14 protein-coding genes are annotated in these 12,969 nt (G+C 39.8%); all 14 read left to right on the top strand.

The genetic code is table 11. From position 1 onward, the window contains the following. Positions 1-35 precede the first annotated feature (35 nt). The 14 genes from GVV20_RS02010 (at position 36) to GVV20_RS01945 (ending at position 12,964) form a co-directional block, all read left to right on the top strand. Positions 36-452, top strand: a complete 417-nt coding sequence (locus GVV20_RS02010; protein ID WP_159740362.1) for a hypothetical protein — start codon at positions 36-38, stop codon at positions 450-452. Positions 453-491: 39 nt separating this feature from the next. Continuing rightward, positions 492-1,682, top strand: coding sequence for a hypothetical protein (locus GVV20_RS02005; protein WP_159740363.1), 1,191 nt, complete (start codon positions 492-494; stop codon positions 1,680-1,682). Positions 1,683-1,768: 86 nt separating this feature from the next. After that, positions 1,769-2,308, top strand: a complete 540-nt coding sequence (locus GVV20_RS02000; RefSeq protein ID WP_159740364.1) for a hypothetical protein — start codon at positions 1,769-1,771, stop codon at positions 2,306-2,308. A gap of 96 nt (positions 2,309-2,404) precedes the next feature. Further along, on the top strand, positions 2,405-2,803 hold the full coding sequence (locus tag GVV20_RS01995; protein ID WP_159740365.1) for a hypothetical protein: 399 nt from the start codon (positions 2,405-2,407) through the stop codon (positions 2,801-2,803). 6 nt (positions 2,804-2,809) lie between these two features. Continuing rightward, a complete protein-coding gene (locus GVV20_RS01990; protein WP_159740366.1) occupies positions 2,810-3,469 on the top strand; it encodes an MBL fold metallo-hydrolase in 660 nt (219 codons plus the stop codon). A gap of 145 nt (positions 3,470-3,614) precedes the next feature. Then, positions 3,615-4,568, top strand: coding sequence for an ABC transporter ATP-binding protein (locus GVV20_RS01985; RefSeq protein WP_159740367.1), 954 nt, complete (start codon positions 3,615-3,617; stop codon positions 4,566-4,568). Beyond that, on the top strand, positions 4,568-5,359 hold the full coding sequence (locus GVV20_RS01980) for an ABC transporter permease (protein WP_159740368.1): 792 nt from the start codon (positions 4,568-4,570) through the stop codon (positions 5,357-5,359). Before GVV20_RS01985 ends, GVV20_RS01980 begins: the two co-directional genes overlap by 1 nt. 251 nt (positions 5,360-5,610) lie before the next feature. Further along, the gene (locus GVV20_RS01975) at positions 5,611-6,957 is read left to right on the top strand and encodes an MATE family efflux transporter (protein ID WP_159740369.1); all 1,347 of its coding nucleotides are present in this window, start codon (positions 5,611-5,613) and stop codon (positions 6,955-6,957) included. Positions 6,958-7,047: 90 nt separating this feature from the next. Beyond that, positions 7,048-7,602 carry a chromate transporter gene (locus tag GVV20_RS01970; protein ID WP_159740370.1) on the top strand — a complete coding sequence of 185 codons (555 nt, stop codon included), beginning with the start codon at positions 7,048-7,050 and terminating at the stop codon, positions 7,600-7,602. After that, positions 7,602-8,162, top strand: coding sequence for a chromate transporter (locus GVV20_RS01965; protein ID WP_159740385.1), 561 nt, complete (start codon positions 7,602-7,604; stop codon positions 8,160-8,162). The genes GVV20_RS01970 and GVV20_RS01965 overlap by 1 nt, the downstream gene beginning before the upstream one ends. A gap of 1 nt (position 8,163) precedes the next feature. Next, entirely contained in the window at positions 8,164-8,760 is a 597-nt protein-coding gene (locus GVV20_RS01960; protein WP_159740371.1) for a DUF2238 domain-containing protein, read from the top strand. A gap of 32 nt (positions 8,761-8,792) precedes the next feature. Then, positions 8,793-10,943 carry an extracellular solute-binding protein gene (locus GVV20_RS01955; protein WP_159740372.1) on the top strand — a complete coding sequence of 717 codons (2,151 nt, stop codon included), beginning with the start codon at positions 8,793-8,795 and terminating at the stop codon, positions 10,941-10,943. A 162-nt stretch (positions 10,944-11,105) separates the two neighbouring features. Next, positions 11,106-11,939: a glycerophosphodiester phosphodiesterase family protein gene (locus tag GVV20_RS01950; RefSeq protein WP_159740373.1), complete on the top strand. Its 834-nt coding sequence runs from the start codon at positions 11,106-11,108 to the stop codon at positions 11,937-11,939. Between the two features lie 11 nt (positions 11,940-11,950). Continuing rightward, a complete protein-coding gene (locus GVV20_RS01945) occupies positions 11,951-12,964 on the top strand; it encodes an extracellular solute-binding protein (protein WP_159740374.1) in 1,014 nt (337 codons plus the stop codon). Positions 12,965-12,969: the final 5 nt, after the last annotated feature.

Below are 12,969 nucleotides of genomic sequence, written 5' to 3'. Positions count from 1 at the left end.
AATCATGTAAACTATAGTTATAAGGGGGATTAGATATGGAATGGATACTAATCGCGATTTTACTGGTAATTATTGTATTATTGGTTCTATCACGTAAACGAGAATCTCACGATGATTTTGTAGAATACGATCGTTCAAGAAATCTAAAACCGGATGGCATCACAAGTCATACTAGTTTTACAACGACTCATGATGGTCATCTTCACTCACACGAAGAAAAGAAGTCCGATTTTAATCAATCGCATTTCAATGCGATGAAACGAAATCAACAACGTCCGAATCAGCAGTTTACAGGTGCATTTGAGTTAGATGCTGATGATAAAGTATATGTCGCAGGGCTCATCAAAGAAATGCAAAAAGTTCGGGCTATTAAATATATTATTGATAAGTATGGTGTGAGTCTACGCGATGCGAAAGCAACAGTGGATACAATGAGTCGCAACGTGCTTTAATCATTCAAATTGCACGAACGTGCATGACAGGGGGATGTTATGAGTGATTCAAAAAATTATCTGTTTAAGCGGATAAATGTGTTATTTAATAGTTTTTGGGTATTAGCAATGGTGGCGGGAATTGGATTGGCAGTAACACTAATAGGTTCAAGTTCAGCACTCTTCTATCGTGCACTTACAGCCGTTTTTGATCGTATACCTTATGTCGGTAACTTAGCTTATTCGTATGCGAAAGCAACACAACTCATTGATTTAAGAGGGTTTGTGACATCGATTTTTAATCCGTTAATCATGGTAGATGCCTTGTATTTTATCGTTCCATTTGTCATCTTTCAAATTGTGGTAATGATGATGAAACGATACATCGTGAAGCATGATCATGCCCTTCTGGCAGCTGTTACCACACTCATTATCTTAATATCGATGTGGATGACAACACCAAACAGCATGTTCTTAACACGGATGTTTTCCAGTCCTACAGTGATGCAAAAGGATACAGTGATGCGTTGGGTCATCGCGTTGGAGATTGCTGGATTTATTGCATTATTATATGGACTTCATCGCGAAGGGCGTTTTGACTTGCGCCAACTGTGGACGCATGAACGCGCACGTAAGTATACGCGAAATGGTCTTATCGCGACATTTGCCGTTATGGCGGTTATGAGTGTTGGATTGGTTACGACACGTGTTGTCGTCAATGATATGAAGCAAAACTTTCACGTTTCCTATGTCTTAGACTTTACACCCAATCAAGATGGCCATATTCTTTTAAAAGTTCCAAGTAAGATTAAGGATCCGTTGACATATGTTGGTGTGAAACTTCCAGAATATGTTGATGAGAATACAGTCTTAAAACAATTTGGAGTCGAGTCTCTTGATGTCGGTGCGATCATCAATGGTTTTACAGATGATACGATTAATAAAGGCGTAGCCCAATTTATAAGTGTTCCAATGTTTAATGCTGTCGTATCACTAATTATCGTTGTTTCAGTCGCGGTATTGGAATTCGTCTCACGACGGAATCAAATGCTTGCGCCACCTCTATACTTGATAGAAACAGTCTTGCTCGCAGGATTATTCTTTGGAATTGCCTACCAATTTGGCGTTATTACGATGGTTCTTGCGGGAATAGCATTGATTGGTGTAAGCATTCATTTGATAACCTATATGCGTGAGTCGGGAATGTTGGAGCGTCTATCATTAAAAGTTAAATCAGTTCGAACACACTAATAGCAATGTTAGTGTGTTTTTTCATGCATCAGAAGATGTCGTGGTGAAGCAATGTGATAAAATAGGGATAAAGCGAGGTAAACACAATGACCAAAATTAAACATCCAGTCTATGATAATTATCCGGAGTATCCGTATATATCACCTGAACGAGATCTTGCGCGATGGGAACAATATCCAGAAGAATTTCCCTACTCCAAAGTCGAAAAGAAAAATATGGAGCGTCTTCCAGAAGGGCTTTTACCCGGTGACGTGATTATGTTGTGGCGTATAGGTTTGGGCACATTCAACTCACAAAGCATGATTCCTAACTATTTCGAATATAAGTATGGTATCGACAGCGATGAAAGTTTAGAATTGCTCGTTCGTAAAGGGTATGCATACAAAGCAAGTGCGAGAGAGTCTTTGGACACATTAAGTATTCCAGTGCTCAAACGAATCTTAACGGAAAACCAATTGGACAAAAAAGGAAAAAAACAAGATGTGTTGGATCGTGTTCGTGACAATGTCAGTGATGAGATATTAGAGCAGTCTTTTACAATTCGTAATTATGTCATCACCGACGAAGGACGTGCGATTATCAAAGCATATGACGCAATCATACAAAAACACGGTCCTAAAATGTAAAATATCACATAAAATCATACATTCGATTCGTGGTTCAAAATGCAATTCGCACAGCATGTAATTTTTTGTTAGACTATAAAAAACGGAGGAATTACCATGAAAAAGAAACAAGTACAGACCATCGCCATCGTTATCGCAGTTGCACTCGTCGGTATAGGCTTCTGGTTCACATGGCAACGTGTAAATCTGAAACCGGAACCTAAGCTCGTCTTTAAAGATAATATAACGTTTAAAGTTGGTCAAAAATCATTTGAAGATGAAGGTGAAACCCCTGATCCTGCATTACCAACAATTACGGTTGCGTCAATCATCGATATACAAGCCTCTGATTATGATGAAGCATCTTTCAATAAAGTACCCTGTGGGAACGAACCACAAGATATGATGTTCCGCTTTGTCGATACTGGTGATGTTGGAAGTTACGAGGGAACAGTTTATGCAGCTAAAGGAAATGTCTGCAAAACGTATACCTTTAACTACAAAGTAGAAGCATAAAGAAAAATGGAACAGATTGTCATTAGTGAACGTCATCAATTATTCAAGTGGCAGTACCCGGAATGGGCTTTATATCTTCATCTCATTCGAGGAGAACATCGAAACTATTTAATTGATAGCGGCATTGACCATATTTCACTAGAGCCCTTGTTGCCCATCTTAGCAACACTTTCAAAACCACTCGTTCTCATTAATACACATTATCATTGGGATCATGTCTTGGGGAATTATGCCATTCCTGCAGATCGCATTATGGCGCACCAGCAAACGGCCACAATTCTTAGTAACTCGTGGGATACACGTGTCAAAGAGGCTTCAAATTATTTAAGTGCGCTGCCGCCAAAGTGTTTACCAACGGATACATTTACCCAAGATTACGAGTTCGAAGATGATGGTATCTATCTATTTCATACACCAGGTCATACCGCTGATGGAATTAGTGTCTATGACCGTATTGAGAAAGTTCTAAACGTCGGAGATAATCTGGGTGATGACCTGGAACACATCGTTCCCGACTTAGACTTGGATGTTTCAACATATATCGCAACGTTAGACCAGTATGCATCTTTTGAGACTGCCACAATGGTTTCAGGGCACATGGGTTTAGCACAGCCTACCATTATTGAAGCAATTAAAGAAAAGATTGCGAGCACATCCAATGGTTAAATTCTTACGAAACACACGGACGCTTCAGTTCGTGTTTTTTCATGCGAAAAATAATTTTAGAAATATTTGCCAAAAGGCTTGACAAATATCGTTTACACTTGTAATCTATAGATGTGTTTACAAACGTAAACGACAGGAGGAAGTTATGGACAACATTATTGAAGTACGCGATCTCGTGAAGCACTACCGCAAAAAGAATGGCGAAATCTTCGAAGCCGTGAAAGGGATTAGCTTTGAAGTAAAACGTGGAGAAATCTTTAGTTTCTTAGGACCAAACGGAGCAGGAAAATCGACAACAATTGGAATGCTGACGACACAAAAAGAAATTACCGATGGACACGTGTTCATTGACGGTAAGCCATTGCGTCTTAACGCAATCGAAGCACGAAGCAAAATTGGTATCGTGGCACAACACAACAATTTAGATCGAGGTCTCACTGCACGTGAAAATCTCATCTACCATGCGTTGTACTTCGGAATGAGTCGCAAAGAGGCTGAATCTCGTGCGGATTTCTTATTGGAAAAATTCGGACTTAAAGATTGGCAACACGAATACGTGAAGAGTTTCTCAGGTGGGATGGCACAACGCTTGAAGATTTCAAGAGCTATGGTTCACAAGCCAGAAATATTATTCTTAGATGAACCAACTACAGGTCTTGATCCAGCATATCGTGAAGTTTTATGGGAAGAAATGTTGGAGCTAAATCGTGAGGGAACAACAGTGTTCTTGACAACACACTATATGGAAGAACCCGAACGATTCTCAGATCGTATTGCGATATTCAGTAATGGCGTCATCCAAGCGATTGGTACCTCGGCAGAATTGAAGCAATTAACACCTGGTAACCAAATTATCAACGTTGAGTTTGAAGCGATTGAGCAAACACTCAAAGATGCGTTAGCTGACCTACCCGAAGTCAGTTCAGCATCCGAAACATCGCCAACGAGCTTAACACTCTATCTTGAAGACAAACCTGCAGCATCAGAAGCAGTCCTTGAGTGGATTAACAAGAACCACTTAAAAATGCGATCCTTCAACCTCAGCAACATTACTTTGGATGATGTCTTCGTACACTTAACAACAAAAGGAGCAAAATAATGGAAACAAATATTAGCAAACGTCAAATTATCACAACAATGGTCAAACGTGACTTAGTGATTCAGGCCCGCGACAAATATGAATTTATATTTAGAGTTGGGATGTTACCATTTATTCTTATCTTAATTTATGGATATGTGCTTCCTAAAATTGGTGTCGTATCCGCAGACTTTCCACAGTATATGTTCCCTGGTATGGTTGGAATGAGTTTACTCCTTACAGGTATCCATGGTACTGCAGTTCCCTTAACAATGGACTTCAATAATTCCCGAGAAATTGAAGACCGTCTTCAAGCACCAATTGATACACGATACATTGCGATAGCGAAAATGATTGTTGGTATCATCGAATCATGGATTGGTGCGTTAATCGTACTACCAATTTCACTCATATTCATGAACGAATACCTTGTCTTCTCCTTCACATTCGGACAAATCATTGGACTTATCGGTGTCTTGATTCTTGCATCATTTGCATCCGCAACACTAGGATTGTTAGTAGGAACAATCGTGAAGCCAATGCAAATTGCTGCAATGTTCCCAGGATTCTTAATGCCTATGGTATTTACAGGAGCAATCTTCTTTACATGGGATGCATTGTCCGCATTACCAGTATTCCAGATGCTTGTCCTTGTAAACCCGCTTGTGTATATTAACGAAGCACTTCGAGCATTGATGTATGTGGATGTAGCGTCTATGCCACTTATGTTCAGTGTGTTGGGTATGGTTGTATTCACAATAATAATGGGTTATGTTGGCTTTAAACGTTTCATGCGTTTAGCACAAAACTAACATTACTTTATCTCTCTTAATTCTCGATTTATCAGTCTAAATCAAACATGAAGGCACTTACTTTCCCCGAAGTAAGTGCTTTTGTTTATCGAGGATGCATCCGCACGCCATTATTGACATATGATGTCAGTGTGCTAAAATACGGGAAGAACACATCCGGAAGACTGCCGAGTCGTACGGTGTCATAAAGAAACGCATGCAAGGCCAAAGTAAATGCTACTTTGGCCTTTTTATATGCTTGAGGAGGAACTATGAATTATTCGAAAATAAGCAATCGGCATATTATTTGGAAGTTTGCGATTCCACAAATGATTGGACTCATTTTCAATTCTATCTATTTTATTATTGACGGCATTTTCATTGGGAGACGCTTGGGGCCTGACGCGCTTGCAGCGGCAGGAGTAGCGATTCCGGTTGTGGAAATTATGATAGCGATATCCATGCTAATTTCAGTAGGGGCGGGGGTTGTTATTTCATCATCTTTAGGTAAAAATGATACCAATTCTGCAAACCAAATTTTTAATAAAGCAAATATGATTACGTTGATTCTCGCAGCGAGTGTCGTTCTTCTAGGAAACCTATTCTTAGAACCGTTGGCCCGTTTTATGGGTGCGACCGATCTGATTTTAAACGATACGATGGTTTACTTGCGCTACTTTATAACTGCATCACCGTTTTTAATTTTTAGTTTTACGTTGAGTACCTTTGCGCGAAATGACAATGCACCACGACTTGCAATGTGGGCACTTATTGTGGGGTCATTATCCAATATCTTGCTCGATTGGGTCTTTATGTATCCCTTGAATATGGGAATGGCAGGAGCTGCTCTTGCGACAGCCCTGGGTCCGGTGTTTAGTGTCATGATTTTATTGCCACACTTTTTACGAAAAAAAGGTGTCTTGTCATTCAAATTCATGACCTTCTCGCTTAAAGATGTATGGGACATTACCGTAAAGGGGATGGCAGCTTTTATTACCAACTTTTCTATCGGCTTAGTAACCCTCTTCTATAACCTTTCAATCACACATCAAGGTATGGGTGAGGCGACATTATCGGCTTATGTAATCATTGGTTATCTTGCCTTGATTGCATTGACGGCGTTCCTGGGGTCATCTCAAGGGATTCAACCTGCGATTAGTTTCTTTGCCGGAAGTGGTGATAATGACCGGATTGTGTCTTTAACACGATCAACGCTTTGGTTTAATGCTGGTTTGGCGTTCGCCTTTACAGCTCTTATGTGGTTGGCTGGGCCTATTGTTATCAGTCTCTTTACAAACGATGCACTTTTAATCACCAACGCAAGTGCAATTGCCAATATCTATTTCTTGAATCTTGTCTTTGCAGCTGTTAATATCGTGCTTGCAACAGTTCTTCAAGCATTGGATTATCAGAAAGCATCAACGAATTTATCACTGATGCGCTCAACGGTTCCTCTCATGGTTTTATTGGTTGTTTTACCATTGTTCTTTGGACCGACGAGTATTTGGTTCGCAGTCATTGGTGCGGAAGTACTGACAATGGTTGCTTCAGGATGGATTTGGCATAGCATCAGTGCCCATCTTGACGCTCCAAAAGATACGCATTCACAACTCATATAAAAAGAGAGCCAAATGCTCTCTTTTTTATGTACCTAATTTGAAGGCAACGCGCAAAAAGTATATGATTAATGAAGAAATCGAGGCGATATCATGAAACGAACTGAAAAATACTGGCAACTATTCTCCTCCTCATTTTACTTAAGTGCATTTACGTTTGGAGGAGGGTATGTCATTATCCCCTTACTTCAAAAGAAATTTGTGGATAACTTGGGCTGGATTAGTAATGATGAAATGATGGATATGACTGCCATCGCACAATCTGCACCAGGTTCGCTCGCAGTGAATGCATCCATTTTGATTGGATATAAAATTGCGGGTATTTCGGGTGCATTAGTCTGTACTTTAGGAACGGTTTTACCACCTCTAATTTTGCTCTCCGTGATTTCGCGCTACTATGATGCTTTTAAAGCAAATCGTTATATTGCAGCTGCTTTACACACGATGCAAGCAGGTGTGGCTGCGGTAATCCTCGATGTCGTCATGACGCTCGGGCATCAAATCATCCAATCAAAAAATATGATGTATCTCATGATTATGGTTGCAACGTTTACCTTATCGCTACTGTTTCAAATCAACGCATTAATACTGATTGTTGTTGCGGGCTTGATGGGTGTTTTTGAAATGACCGTGAGGTCACAGAAATGATGATCTATTGGGAATTGTTTATCAGTTTTTTGCAGATTGGTTTGGTGAGCTTTGGAGGTGGTTATGCTGCAATGGCGCCGATTCAAGCTCAAGTGGTAGATAAACATGGTTGGTTGACGCTTGCACAATTTACAGATCTTATTACCATATCTCAAATGACACCCGGTCCAATTGCATTAAATTCCGCAACATTTGTGGGGCTTCAAGTCGCCGGTATTCCCGGTGCAATTGTTGCGACGTTGGGAAATGTGTTCCCATCCATCGTGATTGTATCTGTGTTGGCTTATATATACTTTAATTACTCGAAAGTCCGTGCAATTCAAGCAACATTAGATGCAGTTCGTCCTACGGTCGTGGCCTTAATCGCTGTTGCGGGTGTTTCTATTTTTATGAATGCGATGTGGAATGGAAACGCTGTAGCCATTGATACGCTTGATGTTACCAACGCATTTATTTTCATAGGTGCATTTATTATTATTCGAAAACTAAAGTGGGATCCCACAGTCGTGATGCTTTTAACCGGTGGCGTTGGAATCTTTTTGGTCTTGATAGGAGTTTAAAATGAAACAAAAAATAGCGAAGTTATTAATGATTGTGGGGATTGGACTCTTTTCCTACAATATCGTGACATACAGTACGAATTTTATGGCCAATCTTTTGCCACTTTCGAAATTTGCAATCGGACTTGTGGCAATTTCAGTACCATGGCATCTAAAAAAATCATGGTTTAAACAGCTCGATGACAGTATCTATATTCTCTATTATCTCTTCATACTTGCAACACTTTATGCAGGGGAACGATTCGGGTTTTATTCCACGTTTGAACATTATGATTCAGTCCTTCATTTTTCAAGTGGCGCGTTACTGACGTTGATTGGTTATGAGGTGTGGTGTCATTTTATGCAAGAGAAACCTGCTCCAATCATAGTTATCATGATTTTTGTTTTTTGCTTTGCAATGACTTTGGGAATCTTCTGGGAGCTTTATGAGTATACGGCTGATGGCTTGATGGATTTGAATCTACAACGCTATATGGATCGGAGTGGTCATGAAGTCCTTTGGGATACGATGAAAGACATCGTTGTAAATATGGCAGGATCACTCACGGCTTGTATCTACATATTTAAAAATCACCAGAGGTCTATTAAAAAAAGCTAAAATCGCATATTATTAAACTATGAGGTGAAACGATGGCAACGATCAAAGATATCGCAAAACGCGCAGGCGTTTCGCATGGAACAGTTTCAAACGTCTTAAATAAAAATGGCAATGTCAGTGTGGAAAAAATTCGTCGTGTGGAACAAGCGGCCAAAGAATTGGGCTTCGTCATGAACGTCCAGGCCAAGCAACTTCGAAAAGGAAGTGCACGAAAGGTCGGCTTGATTCTACCGAGTTTAATGCTCCATAAATATAATGAAATCTACAAAGGTATTGAATTCGAAATCGCGAAAACTGAATTTGAATTTGATGTCTACTTTTCAAATGGAAATCGCGAGATTGAATTAAATATTATTGAAAAAATTGCATCTTCGGGTGCCTCATGCGTCATTGCATATAGTGTATTAAAGCGACTTGAAGAATATGAAGCGTTGGATATTCCGGTGATGATTTTAAATCGAGACTTAACATCTACGCACCCTTTGGTTCATTCAATTAGTTTTGATTATCGGGCATTAGGAAATGCGCTTGCACGACAAGTAATCCAGGACAACCGTCGCAACATTGTTGTTGTGACGGGGCAATCAAAAGTCATGTATCGGGAATTTCTTGAAGGCGTGAGTGACGTTTTGGAAGATGAAGACGTTGCCATGACTCACAAGCGTCTAGACGATCTTCTGCTGATGAAAGGAACGTTAGACATTTTGTCACAACATCATTTGTATGATGCAATTATTGCGATGGATGAAGATGTTGTTGAAAATGCCATGAAGCTAACACGCTTTACGAATCATGCCACGATGCCCAATATTTATACTGTAGGGGCGACAGGACTTCTTGATCCGCAAGCGGCCTATCGTATGGATGTGAATTATCAACAACTTGGGAAAAAAGCTGCAGAAATTGTGACCCAACTCGATTTTGAAGCACCTGTAAGTCATTTGATACTAGCAGATGATGGATTTAAATACGAAACCGTGACGAAACCGGATGAGTTGGAAGAAATTAATGTTCTCATGCTGAAGTCACCGACAACCAATGCCATTCGCGCAATTGTCGCAGATTTTACGACCCAACACAGCATTCGTGTTAATATCGTGGAACTGACATACGATGAGCTCCTAAAGACTGTATCGCTTCCTGACTCGGTAAAAAATTATGACCTCATCCGAATCGATATGGGATGGATGACCCGTGTTGGTGCCCAAATTTTTAAGAAACTGGATAACTTAAAAATAGATACTCTTCAAGCTCGTGTACCGCGATATATTCCGGATGACTATACACACATCGATGGCATCATGTATACAGTCCCACTCGATGCATCGGTCCAAGTCTTGTATTATCGTAAAGACTTGTTTGAAGATGCGATCATCAAACGTAGTTTTTATGAAATGCACAAACGTAATTTAACGGTTCCCACAACGTATGAGGAATATGATGAAATCAGCGAATTTTTTACGCGTGAGTTCAACAACAAGTCGAAGACACACTACGGGACATCCTTGGTGTATGGCTCCAATATCGTCACAGCAAGTGATTTTATCCCGCGAGTTCGTGACTACAGTCAAAAGAAACAAGTGGATATCAAGATGTATGATCTAAAGCACCCGGTGATGCGTGGGGCTATTGAAGCGTATGTTCAATCAAAAAAATATTCCGATCGAGATACGAATCATTGGTGGAGTGATGTCTTAAATAATCTTACAAGTGGCAGCACCGCAATGGGAACAGTCTATTCGAATCATGCGTCATCTTTGATTGAATCAGAAGAAGGCATTCATCGAATTGGTTATGCAGATATTCCAGGTGGACAACCAATGCTTGGTGGGGGTGTAATTGGTATTACAAAAACTACAAGCCATGAAGCAGCGGGTATCAAATTTTTGGAATGGCTTTACAGTCCCGAGATATCGGCTTTAATTACATATCTTGGCGGAAGTATTTTAACCAACAAAGTTCATGAAAACGTTGATGTGCTCCGTATTTATCCGTGGATAGAGAAATATCCCGAATATTTTGCAAAGGGAAAACGTCGTGAAGAATCGCTGATTGATATTGGTATTGATGAATTCAGCTACGAAATGATTTTGGGAGAAGCGATTCGATCCTATATTTTGGGGGTCTCGACACTAGACGATGCATTAGAACGAGCAATCGAAACATTAAACAAGAGAAGGTAAAGCCTTCTCTTTTATATTGGAACGTTCAAATCACACAATTGAGTAAAAACCGCTATTTAACTGAATATTAATGTAATCCCTTTCATTATTGACGCTATTTTAACATTTTTTTAAATTGACACGTTCCAATTTCATTGGTAATCTTGATGTAGGAGGAAGCTTATGTCCGAAAATAATTACTTAAAACAAATGCTCCAAAAGCATGGAGTCTTAATTGCATCCCACCGTGGATTGAATGGCGGGTACATTGCCCAAAATACGATTCTCGCGTATAAGAATGCATTACGTCATGGTGCTCATATACTCGAAATTGATGTAATCAGAAGTTCAGATGGCATTTTTTATGCATTTCACAACGGTCTTGAGAAAACAGTACTTGGATTTGATAAAGATATTCGTGAGGCAACATCTACGGAAATCGAAACCTTGTACATTAGCGGATCGAATGCCACACCAACACATTACAAACTCGAACGTCTGGATGATGTCCTTGCGTTTGTAAAAGAAACACCTGATTGTTTGATCAACATTGATCGTTCATGGTTTTATTGGGAAGACATTATTGAATACATCAACGAGGCGGCAATGGCGTCACAGATTATTATTAAGTCCCCAGTCGACAAAACATTACTCACAACACTCAAGGAAAAAGGACCATCAATCATGTACATGCCGATTACCAAAAGTGTTACGGATGTCGAAATAGTGAAAGCTATGGCATTAAATACAGTAGCTTTTGAAATGATTGTGGCCAAGGATACGGATACGTTAGCAGATAAAGCATACCTCAGTTCCCTTAAGGCTGAAGGATACAGCTTATGGATTAACACAATTACATTGGATGATAAAACGATTCTCTCGGCACACCGTGACGATAATCGTGCGATTGAAACCGGTGATTACGAAGCGGTATGGGGACACTTTATTGATCTTGGATTTGATATGATTCAAACCGATTGGCCTGCATTGATTCAGAATTTCATCAAAAACAGATAAAGGAGATTATGATGAAAAAAATTATAGTAAGCATTCTTGTAACATTATTGGTATTGACAGGATGTGGTAGCACTGCAGAGAAAAAAGATTCCCTGGTTATTTATTCGAACTCGGCAAGCGATGGTCGGGGCGAATGGTTAACTGAAAAAGCAAAAGAAGCAGGCTTCACAGTTGAAATTGTTCCAATCCCAGCTGGTGATCTCACAAACCGTCTTATCGCTGAAAAAAACAACGCGATTGCTGATATGGTTTATGGATTGAATACGATTGAATTTGAGAAGTTAAAAGCACAGGACATGCTTGTTGAATATACACCAACGTGGGCGAAGGATGTGGATACATCATTAGGTGACGGAAAGCATTACTATCCAATCGTCGTTCAACCTTTAGTCTTTATTTATAATGAAAGTGCAGTTGGTAACGATGTACCAAAGGATATTGTTGAATTTGCAGATCCAAAATACAAAGATCAATACAATGTATTTAGTTTAGGTGGCGGTACAGGAAAAACATTATACTCAAGTATTCTTGTTCGTTATGCAGATCCAAGTGGCGTTCTTGGAGTCTCAGAAGAAGGCTGGAAGGTTGCGAAAGCTTACATTCAAAATGCTCATTTTGAAATAAAAGGTGAAGATTACATTGGAAATGTAATATCAGGAGAACGTCCAATTTCCATGATGTGGGGATCAGGGGTCATGCAACATCAAGGCGAACGTGATTACAAGTTTGGTGTTATCTCACCAGAAATTGGAGTACCGTATGTCGTTGAACAAGTCGCAATTCTAAATGATTCGAAAAAAGAACTTGCAACAGAATTCGCAAACTGGTTCGGATCAGCCGAAACACAAGCGGCATGGAGTGAAAAGTTTGGAACAATCCCTGCTCATCCAGAAGCAATGAAAAATGCTTCCGCAGACGTCATAGAATTTATGAATTCAGTCCATGCACAAGACATTGACTGGGAATTTGTAACCAAAAATATTGACCAATGGGTGGAAAAAGCTGAATTAGAATTTGTTCAATAGTATGA

This window comes from Erysipelothrix aquatica, assembly GCF_009828775.2.
In the GTDB taxonomy this organism is placed as follows: domain Bacteria; phylum Bacillota_I; class Bacilli_A; order Erysipelotrichales; family Erysipelotrichaceae; genus Erysipelothrix; species Erysipelothrix aquatica.
This window is presented reverse-complemented; position numbering and strand designations above follow the sequence as displayed.

What these genes read in the sequence shown, in the direction of transcription:
- GVV20_RS01995 (WP_159740365.1), top strand. Translation starts at nt 2,405, where the DNA reads ATGAAAAAGAAACAAGTACAGACCATCGCCATCGTTATCGCAGTTGCA.
- GVV20_RS01960 (WP_159740371.1), top strand. Translation starts at nt 8,164, where the DNA reads ATGAAACAAAAAATAGCGAAGTTATTAATGATTGTGGGGATTGGACTC.
- GVV20_RS01965 (WP_159740385.1), top strand. Translation starts at nt 7,602, where the DNA reads ATGATCTATTGGGAATTGTTTATCAGTTTTTTGCAGATTGGTTTGGTG.
- GVV20_RS01985 (WP_159740367.1), top strand. Translation starts at nt 3,615, where the DNA reads ATGGACAACATTATTGAAGTACGCGATCTCGTGAAGCACTACCGCAAA.
- GVV20_RS01950 (WP_159740373.1), top strand. Translation starts at nt 11,106, where the DNA reads ATGTCCGAAAATAATTACTTAAAACAAATGCTCCAAAAGCATGGAGTC.
- GVV20_RS01970 (WP_159740370.1), top strand. Translation starts at nt 7,048, where the DNA reads ATGAAACGAACTGAAAAATACTGGCAACTATTCTCCTCCTCATTTTAC.
- GVV20_RS01945 (WP_159740374.1), top strand. Translation starts at nt 11,951, where the DNA reads ATGAAAAAAATTATAGTAAGCATTCTTGTAACATTATTGGTATTGACA.
- GVV20_RS01980 (WP_159740368.1), top strand. Translation starts at nt 4,568, where the DNA reads ATGGAAACAAATATTAGCAAACGTCAAATTATCACAACAATGGTCAAA.
- GVV20_RS02010 (WP_159740362.1), top strand. Translation starts at nt 36, where the DNA reads ATGGAATGGATACTAATCGCGATTTTACTGGTAATTATTGTATTATTG.
- GVV20_RS02005 (WP_159740363.1), top strand. Translation starts at nt 492, where the DNA reads ATGAGTGATTCAAAAAATTATCTGTTTAAGCGGATAAATGTGTTATTT.
- GVV20_RS01955 (WP_159740372.1), top strand. Translation starts at nt 8,793, where the DNA reads ATGGCAACGATCAAAGATATCGCAAAACGCGCAGGCGTTTCGCATGGA.
- GVV20_RS01975 (WP_159740369.1), top strand. Translation starts at nt 5,611, where the DNA reads ATGAATTATTCGAAAATAAGCAATCGGCATATTATTTGGAAGTTTGCG.
- GVV20_RS01990 (WP_159740366.1), top strand. Translation starts at nt 2,810, where the DNA reads ATGGAACAGATTGTCATTAGTGAACGTCATCAATTATTCAAGTGGCAG.
- GVV20_RS02000 (WP_159740364.1), top strand. Translation starts at nt 1,769, where the DNA reads ATGACCAAAATTAAACATCCAGTCTATGATAATTATCCGGAGTATCCG.